Origin of the sequence: Methanolobus vulcani (assembly GCF_006546655.1) — an archaeon.
Taxonomy (GTDB): domain Archaea; phylum Halobacteriota; class Methanosarcinia; order Methanosarcinales; family Methanosarcinaceae; genus Methanolobus; species Methanolobus vulcani_A.
This window is the reverse complement of record NZ_VIAQ01000017.1, coordinates 151,972-173,405: the sequence shown is the minus strand read 5'-3', so window position 1 is coordinate 173,405 and position 21,434 is coordinate 151,972. Positions and strand designations below refer to the sequence as shown.

General features: G+C 39.3%; 25 protein-coding genes and 1 pseudogene. 14 read left to right on the top strand and 12 right to left on the bottom strand.

Features of this window, described 5'->3' with window-relative positions:
- Window positions 1-2 precede the first annotated feature (2 nt).
- From FKV42_RS11305 to FKV42_RS11280, 6 genes are read left to right on the top strand one after another with little or no spacing between them, the layout of a single operon-like run.
- The gene (locus tag FKV42_RS11305) at window positions 3-413 is read left to right on the top strand and encodes a hypothetical protein (protein WP_196214123.1); all 411 of its coding nucleotides are present in this window, start codon (window positions 3-5) and stop codon (window positions 411-413) included.
- A complete protein-coding gene (locus tag FKV42_RS11300) occupies window positions 410-1,504 on the top strand; it encodes an RAD55 family ATPase (RefSeq protein ID WP_154810355.1) in 1,095 nt (364 codons plus the stop codon). Before FKV42_RS11305 ends, FKV42_RS11300 begins: the two co-directional genes overlap by 4 nt.
- A 19-nt stretch (window positions 1,505-1,523) precedes the next feature.
- Window positions 1,524-2,294: a roadblock/LC7 domain-containing protein gene (locus FKV42_RS11295; protein ID WP_154810354.1), complete on the top strand. Its 771-nt coding sequence runs from the start codon at window positions 1,524-1,526 to the stop codon at window positions 2,292-2,294.
- 13 nt (window positions 2,295-2,307) lie between these two features.
- On the top strand, window positions 2,308-4,620 hold the full coding sequence (locus FKV42_RS11290) for a leucine-rich repeat domain-containing protein (RefSeq protein WP_154810352.1): 2,313 nt from the start codon (window positions 2,308-2,310) through the stop codon (window positions 4,618-4,620).
- A gap of 16 nt (window positions 4,621-4,636) precedes the next feature.
- On the top strand, window positions 4,637-5,401 hold the full coding sequence (locus FKV42_RS11285; protein ID WP_154810350.1) for a GNAT family N-acetyltransferase: 765 nt from the start codon (window positions 4,637-4,639) through the stop codon (window positions 5,399-5,401).
- A 21-nt stretch (window positions 5,402-5,422) separates the two neighbouring features.
- Entirely contained in the window at window positions 5,423-6,004 is a 582-nt protein-coding gene (locus FKV42_RS11280; protein ID WP_154810349.1) for a hypothetical protein, read from the top strand.
- A 26-nt stretch (window positions 6,005-6,030) separates the two neighbouring features.
- On the opposite strand, the gene FKV42_RS11275 is transcribed toward FKV42_RS11280, so the two are convergent.
- Window positions 6,031-6,717 carry an RAD55 family ATPase gene (locus tag FKV42_RS11275; protein WP_154810347.1) on the bottom strand — a complete coding sequence of 229 codons (687 nt, stop codon included), beginning with the start codon at window positions 6,715-6,717 and terminating at the stop codon, window positions 6,031-6,033.
- Window positions 6,718-6,877: 160 nt separating this feature from the next.
- On the opposite strand from FKV42_RS11275, the gene FKV42_RS11270 reads away from it, so the two are divergent.
- Window positions 6,878-7,285, top strand: coding sequence for a helix-turn-helix domain-containing protein (locus FKV42_RS11270; RefSeq protein ID WP_196214122.1), 408 nt, complete (start codon window positions 6,878-6,880; stop codon window positions 7,283-7,285).
- A gap of 5 nt (window positions 7,286-7,290) precedes the next feature.
- The gene (locus FKV42_RS11265; RefSeq protein WP_154810344.1) at window positions 7,291-8,016 is read left to right on the top strand and encodes a MinD/ParA family ATP-binding protein; all 726 of its coding nucleotides are present in this window, start codon (window positions 7,291-7,293) and stop codon (window positions 8,014-8,016) included.
- A gap of 29 nt (window positions 8,017-8,045) precedes the next feature.
- Here FKV42_RS11265 and FKV42_RS11260 read toward each other — a convergent pair whose 3' ends face one another.
- A complete protein-coding gene (locus tag FKV42_RS11260; protein WP_154810342.1) occupies window positions 8,046-8,744 on the bottom strand; it encodes a hypothetical protein in 699 nt (232 codons plus the stop codon).
- Between the two features lie 182 nt (window positions 8,745-8,926).
- Here FKV42_RS11260 and FKV42_RS14260 point away from each other — a divergent pair, with 182 nt between their 5' ends.
- Together FKV42_RS14260 and FKV42_RS11255 are read left to right on the top strand one after the other, a co-directional pair.
- Window positions 8,927-9,052, top strand: coding sequence for a hypothetical protein (locus FKV42_RS14260; protein WP_268865988.1), 126 nt, complete (start codon window positions 8,927-8,929; stop codon window positions 9,050-9,052).
- Window positions 9,049-9,261: a hypothetical protein gene (locus tag FKV42_RS11255; protein ID WP_154810339.1), complete on the top strand. Its 213-nt coding sequence runs from the start codon at window positions 9,049-9,051 to the stop codon at window positions 9,259-9,261. Before FKV42_RS14260 ends, FKV42_RS11255 begins: the two co-directional genes overlap by 4 nt.
- Window positions 9,262-9,285: 24 nt before the next feature.
- Here FKV42_RS11255 and FKV42_RS11250 read toward each other — a convergent pair whose 3' ends face one another.
- Together FKV42_RS11250 and FKV42_RS11245 are read right to left on the bottom strand one after the other, a co-directional pair.
- Window positions 9,286-9,666: a transcriptional regulator gene (locus FKV42_RS11250; RefSeq protein ID WP_023843847.1), complete on the bottom strand. Its 381-nt coding sequence runs from the start codon at window positions 9,664-9,666 to the stop codon at window positions 9,286-9,288.
- Window positions 9,667-9,765: 99 nt separating this feature from the next.
- Window positions 9,766-10,893: a DUF2117 family protein gene (locus tag FKV42_RS11245; RefSeq protein WP_154810337.1), complete on the bottom strand. Its 1,128-nt coding sequence runs from the start codon at window positions 10,891-10,893 to the stop codon at window positions 9,766-9,768.
- Between the two features lie 80 nt (window positions 10,894-10,973).
- Between FKV42_RS11245 and FKV42_RS11240 the strand changes: the two genes are divergently transcribed.
- The gene (locus FKV42_RS11240) at window positions 10,974-11,669 is read left to right on the top strand and encodes a metal-dependent hydrolase (RefSeq protein ID WP_154810335.1); all 696 of its coding nucleotides are present in this window, start codon (window positions 10,974-10,976) and stop codon (window positions 11,667-11,669) included.
- A 163-nt stretch (window positions 11,670-11,832) separates the two neighbouring features.
- On the opposite strand, the gene FKV42_RS11235 is transcribed toward FKV42_RS11240, so the two are convergent.
- From FKV42_RS11235 to FKV42_RS14300, 5 genes are all read right to left on the bottom strand, one after another.
- On the bottom strand, window positions 11,833-14,043 hold the full coding sequence (locus FKV42_RS11235) for an ATP-binding protein (RefSeq protein WP_154810333.1): 2,211 nt from the start codon (window positions 14,041-14,043) through the stop codon (window positions 11,833-11,835).
- A gap of 283 nt (window positions 14,044-14,326) precedes the next feature.
- Complete coding sequence (locus tag FKV42_RS11230; RefSeq protein ID WP_154810331.1) at window positions 14,327-15,910, bottom strand: sodium:solute symporter family protein; 1,584 nt, start codon at window positions 15,908-15,910, stop codon at window positions 14,327-14,329.
- On the bottom strand, window positions 15,910-16,035 hold the full coding sequence (locus FKV42_RS14255) for a symporter small accessory protein (protein WP_268865987.1): 126 nt from the start codon (window positions 16,033-16,035) through the stop codon (window positions 15,910-15,912). Before FKV42_RS14255 ends, FKV42_RS11230 begins: the two co-directional genes overlap by 1 nt.
- A 223-nt stretch (window positions 16,036-16,258) precedes the next feature.
- The gene (locus FKV42_RS11225) at window positions 16,259-17,848 is read right to left on the bottom strand and encodes a sodium:solute symporter family protein (protein WP_154810329.1); all 1,590 of its coding nucleotides are present in this window, start codon (window positions 17,846-17,848) and stop codon (window positions 16,259-16,261) included.
- Entirely contained in the window at window positions 17,848-17,967 is a 120-nt protein-coding gene (locus FKV42_RS14300) for a symporter small accessory protein (RefSeq protein ID WP_328287525.1), read from the bottom strand. Before FKV42_RS14300 ends, FKV42_RS11225 begins: the two co-directional genes overlap by 1 nt.
- A 144-nt stretch (window positions 17,968-18,111) precedes the next feature.
- Here FKV42_RS14300 and FKV42_RS11220 point away from each other — a divergent pair.
- Window positions 18,112-18,342, top strand: a pseudogene (locus FKV42_RS11220) (ISL3 family transposase); the annotation flags it as partial.
- A 4-nt stretch (window positions 18,343-18,346) separates the two neighbouring features.
- Here the strand turns inward: FKV42_RS11220 and FKV42_RS11215 are convergent.
- The 3 genes from FKV42_RS11215 to FKV42_RS11205 form a co-directional block, all read right to left on the bottom strand.
- Window positions 18,347-18,634 carry a hypothetical protein gene (locus tag FKV42_RS11215; protein ID WP_154810327.1) on the bottom strand — a complete coding sequence of 96 codons (288 nt, stop codon included), beginning with the start codon at window positions 18,632-18,634 and terminating at the stop codon, window positions 18,347-18,349.
- Between the two features lie 141 nt (window positions 18,635-18,775).
- Entirely contained in the window at window positions 18,776-19,210 is a 435-nt protein-coding gene (locus FKV42_RS11210; protein ID WP_154810325.1) for a hypothetical protein, read from the bottom strand.
- A gap of 6 nt (window positions 19,211-19,216) precedes the next feature.
- Window positions 19,217-19,525, bottom strand: a complete 309-nt coding sequence (locus tag FKV42_RS11205) for a hypothetical protein (protein ID WP_154810323.1) — start codon at window positions 19,523-19,525, stop codon at window positions 19,217-19,219.
- 228 nt (window positions 19,526-19,753) lie between these two features.
- Here FKV42_RS11205 and FKV42_RS11200 point away from each other — a divergent pair, with 228 nt between their 5' ends.
- Both FKV42_RS11200 and FKV42_RS11195 read left to right on the top strand, forming a co-directional pair.
- Window positions 19,754-20,188 carry a hypothetical protein gene (locus tag FKV42_RS11200; protein ID WP_154810321.1) on the top strand — a complete coding sequence of 145 codons (435 nt, stop codon included), beginning with the start codon at window positions 19,754-19,756 and terminating at the stop codon, window positions 20,186-20,188.
- Between the two features lie 107 nt (window positions 20,189-20,295).
- A complete protein-coding gene (locus tag FKV42_RS11195) occupies window positions 20,296-20,949 on the top strand; it encodes a winged helix-turn-helix transcriptional regulator (RefSeq protein WP_196214121.1) in 654 nt (217 codons plus the stop codon).
- The last annotated feature ends 485 nt before the right edge of the window (window positions 20,950-21,434 follow it).

The following is a 21,434-nucleotide window of genomic DNA, read 5'->3' as shown; positions in this document are numbered from 1 at the left end:
TTATGGCAGGTTACAGATCAGTTTCACCATATACTCACTTGGATGAATTCGTAGGTGAGAATGTAAGGGTGATAACAAATGGTTCACATTACAGAGGTGAATGTGAAAAGATAGACCGGAAAAACAACAACGTGATTCTGAAAAAAGTTGTTAAGAAAAATGAAACCGGATGGGTGGAAATTAGTGACTATATGCTTGTCATGGGTCACTCAATTGAGTCGGTCTATGTTGAAAAGAGTTTTCCTTTTGACAGCAATGAATCTCTTATTCTTTCAATCGAGAATGGTTCTTCGCTTCCGGATTCAGAACCCGAGATCCAAGAACTGGACGGATTTGCAGAAAATTTAGAGATTACAGATATTAGTGAATTGTGCAGCCTCGATGAGGTAATACTTCCGGAGGAATTAAAATGAGTAGCGAAAGACGAATACCAACCGGAATTGCAGGTCTTGACAGAGTTATTGAAGGTGGCGTACGTGATAAATCCACCCTTCTTGTCGTAGGTTCAAGTGGTACCGGAAAATCAACCTTTGCAATGCAGTATCTGAATTATGGCCTCGAGCACGGAGAGAACGGTCTCTATATCAGTATGGAAGAGCCACCTGAGCAGATCATGCGTGAAGCAAAGATGCTTGGATTTAACCTTGATAAGTATTATGAAAAAGAATTATTCTTCTTTCATTCAAAGGGTAAGGACTTTGTCAAACTGGTAGACGAGCAGCTTCCGGCTCTTGTGGAAGCAAACAAGAACTATGCAGTAAAGACGCGTGTGATAATCGATCCTTTGACCCCTCTTATATGGGCTATACAGGATAAACAGGAGCAGCGTGAGATCATCACAAAACTGTTCTACACACTAAAACAGCTTGGTCCTGTTCTTATTACAACAGAAGAACACGCAGCACCAGGTGAGACCATTGGTGAGGATGTACTTATTCCAATTTATATGTCAGACGGTGCAGTTCACCTGACATACAGGCCAATCGGTGGAGCCTTTAACAGGGCACTTGAGATTGTCAAGATGCGTGCAACAAGACATGGTGAAGAAGTCTACCCATACATATTCGTTCGTGGTGTAGGTGTTGTTGTAAGGACAACTCCACTCATATCAGCCGAAGATGTACACAAGTATGATGATGTCTTCGACAAAGCTATCAGGACCGCTGCTGATATTGGTGCCAGTGAGAGAATGCTTGAGCGTCTGGTATATGTCAAGGAGAACTGGTCATACCCATTCTCTCCAAAAGAGACACTCCAGATATTCTTCGAATCTCAGGGTCTTAATGATGCAGTAACAAAAGAAGAGCTTGAGAAAAGAAAGAAAATAGAAGCAAGCTCACCTGAATCTCAGCTTGACCTTAATGAACTTTCAGGTGGGACATTACAGGTTGATGATGACGTTGTCATGCCTGATTTCCAGGGAGATGTATCAGCATCTGATTCAAGTGAAGAGGGTCTTATTGAAATTGACAGCCTGAATGAACTAGAAGAACTTATCCAGTAAGGGAAAGAGGTGGATTGACGTGGCGGTTAAAAAAACAAAGGATGACCTTGAGGATGTTTCCCTTCTGAAGTTCGCTCTGGTCGCACAGCTTAAAAGGACACACCAATCCAGTGATGTGGATGTACTTCTGTTTGCCGGTGCAGACGGAAGGATATATGCATCTTACATACCAGATAGTATTGGCCATAAGATCTTTGAGCTGACAAATCTTATCAGCCACAATCTGCTTCATGTGAGCCAGCAGCTTGCAATGGGACTTCGGCAGTCTGTAATTGAATATGATTTCGGTACTGTTATTTTCTCTTCAGTTGGCAGAGGTGCTCTTTTAATCTCTCTCTTTACAGGTTCACCAGACCTTTCTTCCAATATGCGTAAGATAGAGGTGACAAGGGAAGTGATACAGCATATATTCGAACAACGTCCCATGTCAGCTGAGCAATTGTCACAATACTCAGAGGATGTAGCGGATGAGTTACGTGAACTTTCCAAGATCGTTTTTAATGAGATGTATACTCAGTCCTCTGAATACAAAAAGAACATGGAGATACTTGCTGATATCAAGGAGAAGATCACCAGTGTCATGGGCAGGGGTGAAGTTGAGCAGGTACTTGCTATGGCTTTCAATGAGATTGCTTCATCACCCAAATGGATGACCGAGGATTTGTGGCCACTGCTTCTTGAAATGATTATAAATGACCAGATACGCCCGCTACATGGTGATTATGTGGCAGATGTATGCGAAGCCGAATGGATACCGGACATCAATCACAAACTTGAGTCTTTTGTGTGACAGGTGAGTTGTTATGGATGACGAAATATGCACACTGGAAAAATGTGGTACTGAAACAATGCTTACTGAAGTTTCACAGATCACCTCACAGGATTATACTATTGAGCCTGGCGAAGATGAACAGGTTTCTGATATAACAGTATCTACGGAAGATTCAGAAACTGATGTTGAAAATATTACAGATGAAAGCCTGGATCAGACAATTAATGCAGATAATGATGTGGAAAATATTCATGCTGCTTTAGATATTAATCCAACTCCTGAAGATGCCGAGTCTGAGCTTGTCACAAGACTTCAGGATACAGAGACTCGTTATAGTGAACTGGAATCTCGTTTTCTCCGGCTTGAAGATAAATTCAATGACATGCGGAATAAGATGACAGAAGAACTTGAATCAAGCGGTGATAAATTATCCACTTTAGAGGATGATCTGTATTCTAAAGCACATGAATCTGATTATAAGCAACTGAGACAGGACTTCGATCTCTTTTCAAAGAGGCTCAGGCGTGTTGTCCAGGCAGAGGATTCTGTGAACGCAGAAACACTGGACCCTACAAAAGTTCCCTCTGATGTTCTGGAAATAACCTATGCAAAGACTCTGAATGATATTTACGGTGCTATGCTCTCTATCTATGGCGACCGTGAATCTGCTGAAATGGTAGAGTCTGCCAGGGACAGAGTACGTGAGTTCAGTGCTGGTGTTGACTTTTTCAGGTTCGAAAATGAAGCTTTTATAGTCAGGGGTCTCTCCGATGCTATTTCTTCTAAGATCGTTTCCATTAAACAGATACATGGGACCTATGTGGAATTGTTTAAAATGCTATTCCAGCATGTTCCTAATTATAATTCCCAGGACTTCCGTTCTTTTGTAGAGACTGGCAGCAGGGAATATACCATTGAAAAGGTAGTCTCTCATGAAAAACACCTTGATAAGATTGTTTCTAACCTTACTGAACACAAAGGTGAGCTTGATAATCTTATTGAAAATGTAAGCTTTATGGCAGAACTTCAGAATAACCAGCTTGAAGAAGTTGCATCCAATAATCAGCAGCTTGAAGATATCAAGGAGCAGATGAAAAGCATCGCAAAGGCTGTGAATCTGCACACCAAAGCAATAACCAAATTGAACCGCACACTTAAAGAGATGAAATCTTCTGAGCCAGTTGCCTCTGCTACAGAACAGGATAGTGAACTGGTTCCTGAATCACCAATACATACACAGGAAAGTGCTACATCAAATGCCCGCAAAGAGGAAATAATGGCAATTGCCGGGGAAATAGAATCTTTTAAGGTTCTTGTGGGTGGAATGTTCAATTCCCTGCAGGAACAGCTTCATATTCATATTCCAGGTTTTGAAGAATCTTTTATTCATGATCATACAGACCTGATTATGCAGGAGATGGAAGTTCCTCAGCAGGGTCATATGGATGAAGGTATTTTCCATGAAGAGTCTTCTGACATTAATATCCAGGCAGGTCAATTAGAACCAGAAGAGTTCTTATCAGAGCCATCAGAAGCCACTGCTGAACCTGATCAAATGGTTGCTGATGAATTCCCAATGCAGGCTGAAACAGCTGAAATTGCCCCTGAGCCGTTGAATCTTGAGGACTTTGCTCCTGATCAGGAGAATCTGGTTCCAGAAGCAGAAAGCATGCCTGTTGATTTTGAATCAGCAGAACCTGTTCCTGAAGAAGTTCCTCTTGACCTTGAGTCTTTAGATATCAGTCCCGATGAAGTTTCAGCAGGTTTTGAGCCTTCTGAAGTTGTTCCTGAAGAAGTTCCTCTTGACTTTGAGTCTTTAGATATCAGTCCCGATGAAGTTTCAGTTGGTTTTGAGTCTTCTGAAATTGTTCCTGAAGAAGTTCCTCTTGACCTTGAATCTTTAGATATTAGTCCTGATGAGGTTCCAGTTGGTTTTGAGTCTTCTGAATTAGTTCCTGAAGAAGTTCCTCTTGACCTTGGGTCTTTAGATATAAGTCCTGATGAAGTTCCAGTTGGTTTTGAATCTTCTGATGTTGTTCCTGAAGAAGTTCCTCTTGATTTTGAGTCTTTTGATATAAATACTGATGATAATTTGGAGACTGAGCAGCCACAGCCTATACGATTAAAAGACATGCCCATAGAGGAAGTGATAATCGGACAGCTTTCGATTGCAGGATCAGCAACATTGAAACAGTTGGAGAAGCAGATCAAGGCAAGTGGTTATCCAATAGACTTTGAAAAGCTCTCTCTTGTCATGGGTTATCTGGAACAGGAAAAGATGGTTGATACTGTCAAAAAAGGCAGGTACACTTTCTATTCAGTCACAGGCACTGTAACTGTTTGAGATCAGATGATAAAAAATGTCAATTGAAGGTTTGAGCGTATTGCACGTAGCGGGGAATATCAGCTATGGTATACTTGAAGCAGGATCATCGGTGGATCTGCTTGACATAGATATTGGAAATTCAGCTAATATCGGTTTTAATTATTTTCATAACAAGTTTGGTATGCCCTATGATTTCCTGCTAAAAAGCTCTCTAAGTTCCGGTCATTCATTATTTGTTGCGGTGAAAGGTAATAATAAGCTACTTGGTTTTGCAAGATTTGAGCAAATATGCGAGGAAACTGAAAAGACATATCGTGGCAAGACAAATGTAGTTCAACATTCAATTCATTTGCTACGGAGTATTGAGATACATCCGGCACATAGGCATGTTGGCATAGGACGCTTGCTTTTTGCAATTTCTGTGAATCAATTGAAGACAAATGTGATCACAATGCCTGATAATTCAGGAGCAGCACGTTTTTTCAAAGATAAACTGGGTTTTACAGCTTTGAATCCTAAGAATAATGGTCTTTCTTCCAGATATAAAAGATACCTGATGCTACCGTATCCACGGGCAAGGAGTATGTTGAAGACCATGGCAGGGGATTATCCGCGAATGGTGATGCCTGAGCTTATTGGCAGTTACGAGGCACTCAAGTTCAGACTTAATATGGGAAAAAACATCAGTTCAGAGGATATTAGTGATTTTATAACACTATTTGAAAGTTCAAGAGAACTTCTGGATACTAAACTGGAAGGAGAGATGAATTCTTTTATCAGGGGATTAGATTTAAAATAATCAGATAATTCAGGTGATATTTTGGCGAATTTAGATGTCCAGCGTTTGCGTAAGAATTTATTGAAATATTATGGAAAATTTAATTTGTTACCGGCCAGTACGTACGAATTATCCTCGGATATGGATAGTAGTAATTGTGCGGCCATAATTGATGATATTACAAGTTATCTTTTAAAGCCAGCCGAGAGGAATATACGACTGGAATTGTCCCAGATATTCAAGGACTCAGAGAATCCTGAAATTCCTTATTTTGAAGTTGTAATGGACATCATGCAGTTCATGAATGAATTCGTAGGTGATCCTCATACCGTGGAACTTATTTTTGCCAGGGTCAATAATGATGTAGCAAGGAAAAAGCTTGAGGTCGAAGATAAAGTATATTATACTAATGAGGAATGGACTTCTGAAATCGCAGAGTCCGCAATGCAAAAATTAAGGGACATGGGCACCGAAAGAGATTATCAACTGATGGTTGACCAGCTCACAGATGTACTTTCACATTTCACCAGTGAGGAAGGTAAAAAAACGGTGCGTATGAGACTTAATAATATTATTAAGAACCATTGCCAGCGTGAACTGGACAACCTTGACATGCATCTCTGAAGAAAAACCCGATGTCTTTATAAGAATTAAAAAGTAATTCCATCCTTTGTGATACTAAACTTATGTTTTCCAGAGATAAAATCGCTTCCTCTTTCCTTTATAATCTCAAGGAACCTGTAAGTGCTGTCATCTTCACTTACCGTATCAAGTACTATTACTGTATCAAAGATGTATGACCAGATGCTTAAATCAAGATTTTCAGCTGGAATTTCACCGGTGGCCATCAGAAGAATGTCATGATCATCAAATTCCCGGAACAGATTATGTACAAAGGCACGAAGTTCAGATTTGTGGAATGGACGTTCATCAAAAGTACTTTCGATATCTTCCAGGATATTCATGGTATCAATTACAACTCTGGAAGGTTTGTCTTTCAGTATATTCTCATTTATGTATTCAAATATGGCAAAATCACCTTTTGCAACAACGTCCGAACTTATGGAGAAGATTTTCAATTTGTCTCCGATAAAATTCTTATCAAAAAATGAGAATGAAGACATTGCTCTGAGTATCTTATCTTCTGACTCCGAAAGTAGTGAGATATAAGCACATTTTTCGCCTTCTCTGGCAGCATTGAAAAGTGATTGCATACATAGATTTGTTTTACCCGTTCCACAAGAACCCGCAATCAGAATGGACGATGGCTTAATTAGTCCCCCGTAAAGTAGATCATCCAGCTTTGTGATATATGATGGGCTTCTCATTTCGTCCATTCCTTTCGTTTATGTATTGATATTTTATAAGTTTGTCGTAATTTTAAAAAGATTAACGAAGATTAATCATTCAATATCAAATGCATTTGAGCAAGCTTATATATTATCAGACCTATTAAATTTGTATACAATTAAATAATTCTCCTTCATGTTGATTATCATGTCCGACTTTCATAACAATAACGGGATTTTGGAATATCTTAGTGATATAAACGAGCGTTTGAAGTTACTGGAATTACGCATAGCAGATCTTGAAGCTCGTAATTCTCTGGCAATCAATGATAAAATGGCTGTTTTTCTGACAGTTCCGGATTCTATCCGCAAATCATTATTTGCTGTTTCAAAATTAACTTCGTGTACTGCAGATGAAGTAAGCGAAATTACAGGAAGACATCGCTCAATAGAGAACAAATACCTTAATGAGCTTTACAGAGCCGGGTGGCTTGAAAGAGAAAGGAAAGGAAAAAAGATCTATTATTCCCTGAGCAAGAAAGTTGATAATAAGGACAACGAACATTGGTCTGCGGTGGAAGAGGTTGAGAACAAACTAGACCAGTTACTTGGGTGAGTACAATGCTTTTGAGTTTTCATTCTTATAAGGGTGGTACGGGTAAATCTACATTTGTAGGTAATCTGGGGGTTATGCTTTCTCAAAAGGGAAACAAAGTGTGCATAATCGATACTGATGTAAATGGTCCGGGTCTGCATTCTTTGTTTGATATACGATATGATATGACACTCATTGATTATCTGCAGGGTGTATGTAGTGCAGAAGATATTGTTTACAAATATGGGGATACTAATGTTTACATAGTTCCTTCTAAAGCATGTGAAGAAGATATATCCGCCATGTTCAACACACCCGGTGAAGCCAGGGATAAATTGCTTTTTCTGGTAAAGAAACTTGCAGACAAACTTAATATCGATCATTTTCTGTTCGACTGCAGTCCAGGTATCAATAAATCAAGTCTTTTGACAATGAATATAGTTGATAAGGCAGTGATAGTCTCAACAATTGATATTCAGGATATCAGGGGAACATACGTGTTATCCAGTATGTCTGCAAAACTGGAAACCCACTCAGCTCTTCTGTTTAACAGGATACCTGCTGATAAAAGGGATGATATAATGTCTATTGTCTCTGATTTCAGCAAAAAGCTTGGGACAGAGCTTTTAGGACTTATTGCATACGATGACTATGTTGCAAAATCATGGTCCCGAAAGATCGCAATGCAGGACGATCCTGAATGCGAATATTGCAAAGAGTTAAAAAAGATATCCGAAAAGCTTGTAAATTAAATATATTTGATATATTGGATAGGATATGTTTATAGGGACGTCCTGTATTCTTCAAGACTCTCTCCAACTATCCTGTCAAGTTCTTTCTTTTCTTCAGGTGTAAGACTGAAGATCTCTTTTATTTTATTCATATCATCCTGCATGTGTGGTTCAAGATAGAGCCTGTCACCTTTGATTGAATATTTAATATCATGGGATCCTTTTACATTCTTTATTGTTTTATCTTCTGTAAGCAGGAATCCATTTTTGAAATAAGGTATAAGTTCAGCCTTTACAAGTGGATTGTTGTAGTTTTCATCAACCATGGCTATCATGGTACTGTTATATTCTCCGCTTTTACGCAGAAGAATTGAAAGAAAGCGAATATATGGGCGTGAATTCTGCTCTTTTTCAAGGTTGCTTATATCTGATACGACTATCAGGTGTTTTTCTCTGGAAAGCATTCTTTCGATTTTGATAAGTACAGTGGTAAAATTCCTGAAAACGTAGAATGAATTTTCATTGCCTGAAAACTTCTCACCACCCAAGTCGTTTTCGTTCCAGCAGATTCTGATCACAGGAAGTTTATTTTCTTTTTCTATTTCCTGTGTGATCATTGTCACAAGTTCAGGTGCCTGTAAATTATCCTTATAGCAAAAAACTGAACTTTTATCCTTAAGCATAGCAAGGAAATCTGCAAGTGTTCTTTCATATGTACTATTGCCCATCTTACTCATTACCAATACCATTTTATTATTTCCGATGTATAATAATACAGTTAAGGGGGATTTATACCTTTCTAATTGATGCTAATCTCTCTTTGTTTTTTAATTTATGATTAATATTCATATCTTGTTTCTAGAGGAACTATCCCTTTTTTTCCGAAAAGGTTAATACCTATTGCACCAGATTTTATTCGAGGTGTTTTCGTATGTCAAAGTTCCATAAAAGAGACTATGAACGTAAAGGTGAAAAGAAGTACGAAGAACTAGATGCAAAGCTGATACAGGAAAACCTCAAAGATCTAAGGTCCCCGGAAGGTGAAATCGTAGAGTGACAATAACGCTTGATATTGAACTGATCAATTCGGACCTTTCAAATCAAAAACTGACAGTTCCAATTGATACTACTTATGAAAACGTTCTGGACATTCTTGGTATAAACCAGGAAACTGTCCTTCTTTTAAAAGATAAAAAAGCTGTTCCAATTGATGGAATTGCTGTGCCCGGCAATCTGACCATTATGTGTATTGCTTCACAAGGATGATTCCGACCGGACACACTTAAAAACTTACATTCTTTTTGTAATGTCCTTAAGTTTAGTGATGGCATCCATCGTTGTCTTAGTGTCTTCTATGATCTTCTGCTCATAGTGTTTGATGATATCTTCAACCGGAGCGGAAAGTCTGTAGATCTTTGTAGGTCTGCCTTTTCCAACTGCTTTCTTGTTGTGGATATCAATCCAATTTCTTTCACGCATGTGCCTCATGGCAACGCTTACTTCTGGCTGTCTCAGACCAGTGCTCATCTCAATCTCCTGGGAGGATGCTTCTTCCACATTTGAAAGGTAGGTAAGTGTGGTTGCTACATTCCTGGACATTCCAAGGCTTTTCAGCGCTTCAATGAACTTGTAGTCTGTGTCATCTAGTATTTTTACTTCAAAATCTTTCATAATAACCCCTTATTACGTTCCGCTCTAATGAGCTCTACTTCATAATATGACATTATTATATTTAAAGTTATATATGCGCAAAATTAAAGCAGATATTAATTAATAATATGTTCTATAAACGATTAATTTTTTCGACAATTTGAATATATTGTTCATCAATACATTAATAGAGTCAAACTCGGCAATCGTTTTTCCATCAAAAATATCCTCTCGTATCTTTTTTCCAACAATATCGTCATTCCCTGGTTCCAGACATATCACAACGGAGCCGGGATAAATGTGCTTCATGTGTGAGAATCCATCAATATCCCCGTCAGTTATTCCTATTACGGGTATTCTTAGCCTGTAGAGTATATCAGCAGCAATATCTGTGGTATCATCGCCTATGGTTACTGCGATATCTGCATCATCTATCAGTTCAAATGTGCTCTCAGCTTTATGGTCAATGATAACAGCTTTTAATTTTGTTTTTTCAGCCGTTTCAGGAGTAATTTCTTTCCTGCGCACAGAGAATTTACTGCTTCTTAATGATCCACTTTTAACCCAGCATGTACGAAGATCAATAGGTATCCTGTTATTGTAACCATGGAGTTTTTCAAGGCCATGCTCTTTAATTCTGGCACCTTCTATCTTGCGGATAAAACCATTTTCAGTGATGATACGGATTTTTTCAGATTCAGCAAATCCTACAATTATTCCGTTGACCATTATCTTCTCACCCACGTGTACTCCATACACATTCCTGATTATGCAATGTCCGTGGTTTTCTATACTTATTGGTGTGACAAGCTCAGGAACATCTTCGAGTTCCAGCTTAAACATTTTTGAGATTTTCTCAGCTTCACCTGTAGATTTAAAGTTCCAGGGAACCACTCTTCCATCGGATAAACCCGGACGTTCAATCTGGACAAACGGTTTTACATTTCTGTCTTTGATTCTTGAAACAACAATATTTGCAAAAAGAAGGCCATTTTCAGTAGTTTTGCCGTGGTTCAACAGTATGATCAAATCTTTTGTAAGAAAGAATTCTTCTATACACTTGCTGGGCTTGAGACTTTTGCTTATATCTATTGTGTTCTCAAGATGTGCATCAAGAACTGCTGTTTTCCCGATGGTTCCTGCCATGATTGCAGAAACATTTCCAAGATCTTTTATTCTGTCAATTACCTTTGCAGCCATTCCGGAATCCACAACATCGGGTCCATGCACGACTATGCCTATTTCCATGATTCTTATTCTTCCTCTCAGTTTAAATCAATTATTGCTTCTGTCGATAGGCTCTTATTCTGCTGTATTGTTTTTGCTTCATGGATAATGTTACACTTACCTGGATAGGCCATTCATGTTTCAGGATAGATGTGAATGATACTATGGTTCTTGTTGATCCTTTCATAACAGGAAATCCATCTGCTAAGGTCAAAGCGGATGAACTATATCCGGATATTATTGCAGTTACTCACGGACACAGCGATCATCTGGGGGATACTGTAGAGATAGCTAAAAGAACAGGATGTACAGTGGTCTGCATACATGAATTGTCCCAATACCTGAAGTCCAGGGATATTACAACAGAGGGAATGAATATTGGTGGGACAGTAAACATTGGGAACATAAGTTTTACAATGACAGATGCCAAACATTCTTCTTCCATTGATGAAGCAGGAAGGGAGATAGATGGTGGCAGAGCGGCAGGTTTTGTTATTAAAGCAGGTGAAAAGTCAATCTATCATGCAGGTGATACCGGACTTTTTGGTGATATGGCACTTATATCCAGGCTATACAGTCCGGAAATTGCACTTCTTCCAATTGGAGGACGTTATACTATGGGTCCTGAAGATGCCGCACTGGCAGTAGAGATGTTGCGCCCCAAAACGGTTGTACCAATGCATTACAACACCTTTGAAGCTATTGCTCAGGATTCGCAGTATTTTATAAACCTTGTAAAAACGGTATCTGATGCGGAGGTTATAATTATGGAAATTGACTGCCCAATTATTTTATAATGATTGTGTTATAAAATATTTAACTGTTATTATATAAGCTACGGATAGCTTTATATTTCATTATGTCGAACTTACCATAGGCAAAAGTCGAGTTATATTTATCACATATATCCCCTCTAGTTCTCGTCATACGGCTTTTGCCACTAATATGTCAGATTCATATCTATTCTTTTAGGTTTGTCTGCTCATTCTTCACTGGAATTGAAAAAGTGAAATTGCTTCCTTCATCCGGCTTACTTGTTACCCAAACCTCTCCCCCGTGAAGTTCGGTGAACTTCTTGACAAGGGAGAGGCCAAGACCTGTGCCTTGGTATGGTTTTGCATTGAATGCGTGCAATTGCATGAAAGGTTTGAACAGTTTGTCACGATCATTTTCAGAAATCCCTATTCCATCATCAATGACCGAAACATAAAGCATATCATTATTTGTGCTTGCAGTAACGCTTATATTTCCTTCTGTATCTGTGAATTTAATTGCATTGTTTACAAGATTGTAGAGTATTTGCTTTAGCTTTATTTTATCCGCACAGACTGCCATAACCTGTTCATCCATGTTATATTCAAGCTTAATGTTCTTTTTAGTGGCCAAAGGGTCAAGTACATTCTTTACTTCTTCGAAAAGCGAACTGATGTCAACTTCCTCATAGTTTATTTCCATTTTTCCGGCTTCTATTTTTGATATGTCAAGGATATTATTTATCAGATCTAACAGGTGTTTCCCGCTGTTAGATATATTTGTTATATATCGTGATTGTTTCTCATTGAGAGTGCCAGCGGTTTTAGTTTGAAGTACATCAGAAAAACCGATAATGGAGTTAAGTGGTGTTCTCAGTTCATGGCTCATATTTGCAAGGAATTCAGTCTTCAAATGGTTCGACTCGTCTGCTGCAAGTTTGGCAAGTTTGATATCCTGTATTTCCTTATTGATCTTTTTAAGAGCAGTGACATCCGTATAAAAAACAACCATGCAGTTCTTTCCATCTATGATAGCATGAAAAGCACTTATCTCTGTGCAAATGGTTGTTCCATCTTTACAAATACATGAAACATCCGTTAATAAGGTCTTTTCATTTATCCTGGCTTTTTCCAGTTCATATAGGGCCTGATTCGAATCATTCACTGAATGAAGATCATTCAGTCTTATTTGCATCAATTCTTCTTCTGTATAACCCAGCATATTACACAACGCCGGATTTACATATCTGAATTTTCCGGTGTCAATATCTGAAACTCCGATCCCTTCCACAGCTCCTTCAAAGATGTTCCTGAACTTTTCCTCACTATCAATGAGTTCTTTTCTGTTTTTCATCATCTTTTTATCAGTTTTATCCAGTATTACAAAGTAGAATGCAAACAGAAGTCCAAAAACAATTCCTGCTCCCATAATAATTATTTTTATCCTTGAAACGAATGCCACTTTGTCTTCCGTGACATTCTTCATTATAATCATGTATCCGACTTCAGTCTTTGATGCATCCATTAATGGAACAATTGCCAGATCCCATATCTTGCCATCACTTTGTATCTCCTGAGTTATTTCCTGTAAGTTATGTCCGGATGTAGTATCTCTGTTTTTGAGGATATTATCTAATTTTTCAGGGATTGGCATAGTACTGTAAGTCAGAACCTCTGCGGGATAAAGACTCCAATTTCCATTTACTCCCATGCTCCGCATACCACTTTCCCAGTATGGGCGGTCAAGTTCATCTTTATAAAAGAAAACAGCTATTTCGGAGTCGGATTTTTGAGCAACTGCATATATGAGATCTTCGATTTTTTTATTCAGCTCTACATATCCAATTAGTTTTTCGCCTTCATATATAGGTTCTATAATACTGTATGTAAAAACACCTGACGATCCTAACATAAGACCGGCAGTGACATTTCCTGTCCTTTCAGCTTCACGAATTAGAAAATGATCGACAAAGTCTCCGTTTTGTTGCGGGTCATGGCTACGCAGGATATTTATGCGATCAGGTCCGTGGAAATAAACAGCAGTTACCTTATGCACACTGGAAAGTCTGGCATACAGGTTTATGGTTTCATTTCTTAGTTTCTCCGAATCGCTTTCTTCCAGTGGTCCTTTAAATTTATCGTTCTTGAGTACCCAATTGATTTCTTCATTAAATATGAATGACTGTTCCTCCAATGAACGATCATATTCTTCTGAAACAAAAATGGCAGTATCATGAATATTATTATTCATCTGCTGGTTCAGATCCCACCATAATATTCCTGAGAATACACTGATCAGGATAACTGCTGCAAGCACCAGAGGAACTAATAATTTCCAGAGGATCAAATTTGAAGATGCAGAGCTACTGGAAAGTGCAGGTCTTTTTTTCTTCTTTGAGGCGCTGCTTTTTTCATCCATGGTATGTTTCCTTGAGCAATTTGGATTTTCTTATCTGCTTTTTTTCTTCTCTGCCATATTTTTTAATATATGTGCAAATATATCTATTTATGTATTCTGATGTCATACGGTGATCAGTGTTCTCTGGGAAATATTGGGTATAGGAGATACACAAAGAAATGAATTGTAAATTCTAGAAATAATTTAAAAGTGATATTGATCTAAGTTTGGATTTCAAGTGGAGGATTTCAAAAAGATTGTGGGTAGCATCTACCCACAATATATTACCAAACGTCAGGTCATTTCATTTGTAGCATTTATCCAGATGTTCCTGTGGTGTTGGCTTTGTCATCAGACTGACGATGATTGCAACTACAAATGCAATTGGTGTAGCCACAAGTATCGGGTCTACAACTGTCCAGGTTCCGGAAAGGATAGTATCAACACCAAAGATCGCCTTACTTATTCCAAGTGGTACGGCTTCTGATTTGTGAACGAATGCAAGCCAGAACAGACTGCTGAAGGTACCGACAATAAGGCTTGCGATCGCACCTTCTCTTGTCATGCGTTTCCAGAACAGTGCACCGGTGTACATTGGCAGGAATGCTGCTGCACAGAGTCCGAAGAAGATAGCTGTTGCACGGGCAATGATGCTGATCGGAAGTATGTATGCCAGCACGACACTTGCAAGAATTGTGAATGCAATTGCTGCTCTTGTTATGTTAATGGTCTGACCGAGTTCTCCTTTTTTGATGAACTCACGGTAGAAATCATGTCCTATTGATGTTCCCATTGTGTGGAACTGTGAACTCAGTGTTGACATTGCTGCTGCAAGCAGGGTCAGCATGAACAGAACCACAAAAGTACTTGGCATGGCACTGTTGATGAATTCCGGCATAATAAGGTCAGTGTTTCCACCTGCAACGACTACTGATATCTTGCCGACTGTCTGGTAGAAGTATGCGTTTGAGAGTGCACCCACTGTGAACGCGACTCCTGTCATCATAAGAATAAAAGGACCACCTACAAGTACAGCCCTGTTGAGTGCTGTATCATTCTTTACTGTCATGAACCTAACTGCAAGCTGTGGCTGTGCTACCACACCCACTCCTACTCCGAGAACAAGTGTTGAGACCATTGTCCACCAGATTGGCGAACCAAAAGCAGGCATAGCTGTCCATCCCAGATGTCCTCCGGCTGTAAGGCTTTCTGGAACCAGGTCGCTCATAGCTGAAAGTGCAGAGTGAGCTGCGGTGACCCCGCCCATCTTTATGTAAGTGAATACCAGCAGGAATGCCATTCCAATAAACATGAGAGTTCCCTGAAGGGCGTCTGTATACATAACAGCGATAAGCCCACCTGTGATTACATATGCAGCTACGATAACTGTGAGAATAAGAACTGCAATGTCATAGTTAATATTGAGGGTTGATTCAAGGAACCTTGCTCCTCCGATAAGTACAATTCCAGCATAAAGTGGCATGAAAATACCTATAAGTGCTCCTGAGAATCCCTGGATGAACCTTGACTGGAAACGCTTTCCCAGAAGTTCAGGAAATGTAACTGCGTTAAGATTTAGTCCCATACGGCGTGTTCTGGAGCCGAATAATACGAATGCAATAAAGATACCAACAAAAATATTCATAAATGCAAGCCACAAAAGTCCCATGCCAAGAGCACCGGCAGCTCCACCAAAACCGATGATGGCTGAAGTACTGATAAATGTTGCACCATATGACAGTGCAAGGATGTAAGGATGTATCTGCCTTCCAGCTACCATATAGTCTTCAGTTTCTTTTGTTTTCTTGTATCCAAGCCATCCCAGGTAAAAGATTACCATGAGGTATATAAGTATAATTACTCCGAGAACCGGTGTACTGAGTGCCATCAGTTAACCTCTCCATCGTCGGAATCATCGTTCCATTTAAGGGCTCCATAGATAATGCAGCCGATGGCGCTTACAAAGCAGAGGATGTAAGCCAGCCATATCTGTGGGTCATCTATTCCAAGCATTTTTCTCCTTCCATATATTTTGTATTAATAATAATGATATTTGTTAACATGTCATATGTTAACATACTACTATATTTAAAGGTTGGTAAATGAATTTGCATGGTTATGGCTGATAAAAAAGTTTGAATGAAAAGAAAATAGGAATCTGGTTATTTTTTGAAAAAGAAGAAACCAATCAATCATCATAATCTGTTGATTGATCGTTCCTGGAATTCAAAGTACATTAATTTTTCTTGAAGCACATTTCAACATGTTCTTCTGCCATTGGTTCTGTCATAAGGCTCACGATAATTGCTACAAGGAATGATAGCGGTGTAGCAACAAGTATCGGGTCCACAAAAGTCCATGTTCCGGAAAGTAGTGTTGCCTGTCCAAAAAGTGACTGGCAGATTCCAAGAGCTGTTGCTTCCTTAGCATGTACGAATGTAAGCCAGAAAAGACTGCTGAAAGTACCTACAATCAGGCTTGCTACAGCTCCCTGTCTGGTCATTCGTTTCCAGAAGATGGCTCCTGAATACATAGGAAGGAAAGCTGCTGCACAGAGTCCGAAGAATATTGCAGTTGCTCTTGCGATAATTCCTGGCGGGAGTATGTATGCAAGGACAACACTGATGAAAATTGTTACAGCAATACCTACTCTTGTAACAGTGATCGTCTTTCCTATCTTTCCATTCATAATACCCTGGCGATAGAAATCGTGCCCGAAAGCCGTTCCCATGGCGTGGAACTGTGAACTCAGGGTTGACATGGCTGCTGCAAGCAAGGTCAGCAGGAAGAACACTACAAAATAATCCGGCATTGCACTGTTAATATACTCAGGCATGATCTTATCGATGTTTCCGCCAGCAACCTCAAGGGAAATCATTCCCTGAGTGTTGAAGAAGTAAACATTTGAGAGTGCACCAACAATGTATGCCACACCTGCCATCATGAAGATGAAGGGACCACCTGAAAGAACAGCTCGTTTCAGGGCACGGGTATTTTTAACGGTCATGAATCTCACAGCAAGCTGTGGCTGTGCAAGTACACCGACACCGACACCAAGGATAATAGTTGATACAAGTGTCCACCATGTTGATGAACCAAATGCTGGCATTGTAGTCCATCCGGTGTGACCAATAGCTGCAAAATTATCCGGTACAAGGTAAGCCATATTTGTAAGTGCCTGGTGAGCTTCGGTAACTCCTCCAAGCTTTGAGTAGGTGATTATAAGCAAAACTGCCATTCCCACGAACATAAGTGCACCCTGCAATGCATCAGTATACATAACAGCAATGAGTCCGCCTGTAATTACATATGCTGCAACTATAACGGCAAGGATAAGGATAGCGATGTTATAATCGATATTCAGGGCAGTTTCCATAAAACGTGCACCACCTATCAGTACACTGCCTGCATAAAGTGGCATAAATATAGTGATTAATGCACCTGAAAATCCCTGAATGAACCTTGACTGGAACCTTCTTCCTATAAGCTCCGGGAAGGTGACAGCTTTCAGGTTAACACCCATGCGCCTGGTTCTTGATCCAAATATTACAAAGGCGATAAAGATTCCCACGGCAATGTTCATGAAAGCCAGCCACAGTATTCCAAGACCGAATGCTCCGGCATAACCTCCGAATCCTATGATAGCTGAAGTACTGATAAACGCAGCACCATAGGAGAATGCCAGCACGAATGGATTGACTTTCCTTCCTGCAAGCATGTAGTCGTCATTGTCTTTTGTTTGTTTATAACCGACCCAGCCAAGGTAGAAGACCACCATCATGTAGGCGAGTACGGCCATTCCAAGAAAAGGAGTACTGACACCCATCAGTCTTCCTCTCCTTCATCATCGTTCCAGTGTATAATCCCATAGATGACACATCCGATGGCACTTACAAAACATAAGATATATGCAATCCATATTTGTGGGTCTGTTATTCCCAGCATAATTAGCAACTCCAATAGCGATAATGCCACCTGTTAACACGGAACTTACTTTAACTTTTCGATATAATTCAGATATTTATTTTTAATGGATCTCCTCAATATTGTTCGGGTAACTTAATATTCATATTTTTTAATTCATTTGTTGTGGACGATAAAGAACTCATACAACTTGCATTAGGACTCTCTAGTCCTTGGTACGTTAAAGACATAAATCTTGATATTTTTGAGAAGAGAATGGATATTTATCTTGATTTTATCAAGGGAACGAAGTTCCCTTGTCCTGTTTGCAACAAACTATGTGATTTTCATGATGCCAAAGAAAAAGTTTGGAGACACCTTAATTTTTTCATGTTCTGTCGCATATTGCATACAAAATGAATTACCGATTTTCCATTGCGATCGTGATCCTGTAAAGAAGTGATAACAATACGATCACTGCAACCACCCATAAGATCCCGGTTTCAACCAACATTCTGGAAAAATGAGCACCTGATATGTCCATCAGGTACAAGGATCCCGTTACATAGCCAACCTTAAAAATATCATTTTCAAACCGGGGGCGTTTCATGTCTGGATCATTATCAAAATACTTGTCCTGCAATAAATAATATAATTTGTAGAGTATAACGAATTCTATTAAAAAAACAAGAGTTGATAGCATATCCATATTAAAATCTCCGATTTTGATTATTGTGAGCATGATCTCATTTCAGTATTATTTAGAAACTGTGTCTGTGTTAAATCAATTTGAAATACTCGTATCAATCTAACACAGTACAAGTTTCAATCAAGTTTGTCCCATTTGTCTTTAGTACTCGTTAGCACTAGCATACCACGTGAAACTGGGACATTTTCCTGCTGGAGATTTTATCTGTATCCCAGCAGCATTAAATCCTGCATCCAAAGTGCCGGTTCCACTAGCTGACCACTTTGATTCAAACTGAGTTGTAGTGAAAACATTAGGGTATAACTTACCATCGGGATCAGTGAATGTTTGAGATATTGAAGCGACTAATGGTACGGATAATCCAAGTGTAAGCGTCTTAGTCTCACCACTTTCCGTATACACCGTTCCACTTGGTGACCAATCAACAATTTCTCCATTATTAATATCTTTAATGCCTGTTTTAATCCATTTCAATGGTAATGGCGCATTAAGCTTATCAGTAGATTGTACCCAAATAACGAAATAATCATAATCTGGATCATTTTCATTATCAACAGAATACATTCTGTAGGACATCAGTTGCTAGCCATAGATGTTACTTGTATCTGATGCATCAGACCCTATCAATGTTAATCCATTTGTAGAAGGATTGGGATTACTTAATGAACGTATGCCAATATCTGATTCATTTAATAATATTTCAGGTTTAGAAACATGCTTACTCACCGAAATTCCGCCACCATCAAAATTATTTACTTCTTTAGCACTCACAGCCGGTACAAACGCCATGCTCACCAGCAACATTGCCGCAAGCATCACGCTTAATCCAAATCTAATATTTGTTTTCATCATTTCACCTTTTGTTCTGTCCCAAAAGGCAGGATCAGACAAGCTTTAAGTATCCTCAAAGCCAACATTATCATGCCCTTGGGCAATCCCGGGGTTCAACCATTGCTTGGAAGGTTGCAGTTGAACCTCGTAAAATCCTATTCATTAATTTTATATAAGTTTTATATGCAAATACTCTAACTGGCAGAAAACAGCACACTCCTCATTAGTAAGATACTTTGTACAGAAATTATATATACTCCATAATTAGTATGCCATGTAGATGACATCATGAAAATATGGAAGATTATTTCTTTATGCATGACCGTGGCTCTGTTAACAGTGCCAGCAGTATCGGCCAAAGAAGGTTATACGGTTAGCCCTTCCAATGAGGATAATCCACCTATTGCCATTCTGCTATACAGTTCCATAACTCAGGGCCAGACCAAGATACACACATCGGACGTTGGCACCGGTATAGAATGGCTTGAAGCTGATCTAAACTGGGGCGATACCAGTGATTCCCTCTCGCTGACCATCTACACTCCAGGAGGCAGCAAGGTAGGGACATTCTATGACAGGGACGATGGGAAAACTGACGGCAGGATACATCTGAACATAAATCCAAGTCAGGGCTATGTGGAATCAGGAGAATGGGAATTCAAGGTATATGGAGCATCGGTAATTGGAACGGAAGGTTACAACTTCAACGTGTACCAGCATTAAAGCAGCAACTCTTCTGCTTTGCCTTTTCTTTTTACTGGTTACCTCAACAGCCGGGGCTACCGAGTACATAGTAAGTCCTTGCCTTAGCGATGAATCAGGGGGCCTCGGTGGCCGGAGAGGAGGTGCAGGAACTTGAGGTTAAAACCATTCCCTACTGGATGTTACTCCTGATGCTGGGAATTACCCAAGTAACCTCTGTTCCCGAAGTTTTTTTCACGCTGAAACTTGTATCCCTTTTGGGCGGATATAAAAGGACATCCCAATCAAACATACTGGATAACATGAACCGGGAAAAACTGTATGATCTTATCCAATCTAGTCCTGGAGCTTATTTTAACGAGATAGTCAAAAGAACCGGACTGAACAGGGGGACTGTGAGATACCATGTTGACCTTCTGGAAGCGGAGCACATGATCGTATGCCATAAAGTAAAGGGGAAGATGCGGTATTTTCAGAATAGTTCCACGTACGATGAAAAAGATATGACAGTGATCGCTGCGTTGAGGAATGATATGACTCGACAGATTATTCTAGAGATCTTCAACAGCGAACGAATCAACAACGAAACTCTTGCAAAAACAATAGGAATCTCTACATCCTCAATGAGCTGGCATATGAAACGACTGGTGGAACTGGGAATTGTTAGGGCTGATAAAGACGGGCGTTACGCAACTTACAGTATAGACCCTGATTACTCAGATTCAGTCGAAGGGTTCCTTCATCTGCATTTAGAGCAAACCGAAAGTCCAGATAAAGAATAAAATTTACACAGTGGCATTGAGAAACATTAAGAAATGTTTCCCCACTCAGATGAACTTGCAGACATGATTATGTCCTGAAGCAGAATTAATTCAAAAAGTCTCTCCTCAAGCTCGAGTGGGTAACTTAAAAATTATATTCTCCAATTCACTTGTTGTGGAAGATAAAGAACTAATACAGTTTGGCATAACATTTAAATAAAAGCGAACCGACACTAGATATAGTGTTAAAAACAGGTAGCATTTGTAACACTACTACAAAACGGTGCAATGACAAAAACATGTCAGGCACTTCCTCTATAAAGAGGACATTGCACATCTTTTTTCTGCGGGTACATATGCCCGCTCCTCCTTATCATTAAATTAAATAATTATGATTGATACGATTCATTTCTACAAATTACTCCTGATTAATTCTAACAATTATTATTGAGGGTTGAGGGCACAAATAAACTGTGTCTCAGTTGTTTTAAGTTTATTTCGATAGC

Bases quoted from the DNA above. Each gene is read 5' to 3' on its own strand.
- FKV42_RS11305 (WP_196214123.1), top strand. From the start codon at position 3: ATGGCAGGTTACAGATCAGTTTCACCATATACTCACTTGGATGAATTC.
- FKV42_RS11300 (WP_154810355.1), top strand. From the start codon at position 410: ATGAGTAGCGAAAGACGAATACCAACCGGAATTGCAGGTCTTGACAGA.
- FKV42_RS11290 (WP_154810352.1), top strand. From the start codon at position 2,308: ATGGATGACGAAATATGCACACTGGAAAAATGTGGTACTGAAACAATG.
- FKV42_RS11285 (WP_154810350.1), top strand. From the start codon at position 4,637: ATGTCAATTGAAGGTTTGAGCGTATTGCACGTAGCGGGGAATATCAGC.
- FKV42_RS11275 (WP_154810347.1), bottom strand. From the start codon at position 6,717: ATGGACGAAATGAGAAGCCCATCATATATCACAAAGCTGGATGATCTA.
- FKV42_RS11270 (WP_196214122.1), top strand. From the start codon at position 6,878: ATGTCCGACTTTCATAACAATAACGGGATTTTGGAATATCTTAGTGAT.
- FKV42_RS11265 (WP_154810344.1), top strand. From the start codon at position 7,291: ATGCTTTTGAGTTTTCATTCTTATAAGGGTGGTACGGGTAAATCTACA.
- FKV42_RS11260 (WP_154810342.1), bottom strand. From the start codon at position 8,744: ATGGTATTGGTAATGAGTAAGATGGGCAATAGTACATATGAAAGAACA.
- FKV42_RS14260 (WP_268865988.1), top strand. From the start codon at position 8,927: ATGTCAAAGTTCCATAAAAGAGACTATGAACGTAAAGGTGAAAAGAAG.
- FKV42_RS11250 (WP_023843847.1), bottom strand. From the start codon at position 9,666: ATGAAAGATTTTGAAGTAAAAATACTAGATGACACAGACTACAAGTTC.
- FKV42_RS11245 (WP_154810337.1), bottom strand. From the start codon at position 10,893: ATGGAAATAGGCATAGTCGTGCATGGACCCGATGTTGTGGATTCCGGA.
- FKV42_RS11240 (WP_154810335.1), top strand. From the start codon at position 10,974: ATGGATAATGTTACACTTACCTGGATAGGCCATTCATGTTTCAGGATA.
- FKV42_RS11235 (WP_154810333.1), bottom strand. From the start codon at position 14,043: ATGGATGAAAAAAGCAGCGCCTCAAAGAAGAAAAAAAGACCTGCACTT.
- FKV42_RS11230 (WP_154810331.1), bottom strand. From the start codon at position 15,910: ATGGCACTCAGTACACCGGTTCTCGGAGTAATTATACTTATATACCTC.
- FKV42_RS14255 (WP_268865987.1), bottom strand. From the start codon at position 16,035: ATGCTTGGAATAGATGACCCACAGATATGGCTGGCTTACATCCTCTGC.
- FKV42_RS11225 (WP_154810329.1), bottom strand. From the start codon at position 17,848: ATGGGTGTCAGTACTCCTTTTCTTGGAATGGCCGTACTCGCCTACATG.
- FKV42_RS14300 (WP_328287525.1), bottom strand. From the start codon at position 17,967: ATGCTGGGAATAACAGACCCACAAATATGGATTGCATATATCTTATGT.
- FKV42_RS11215 (WP_154810327.1), bottom strand. From the start codon at position 18,634: ATGGATATGCTATCAACTCTTGTTTTTTTAATAGAATTCGTTATACTC.
- FKV42_RS11210 (WP_154810325.1), bottom strand. From the start codon at position 19,210: ATGTCCTACAGAATGTATTCTGTTGATAATGAAAATGATCCAGATTAT.
- FKV42_RS11200 (WP_154810321.1), top strand. From the start codon at position 19,754: ATGAAAATATGGAAGATTATTTCTTTATGCATGACCGTGGCTCTGTTA.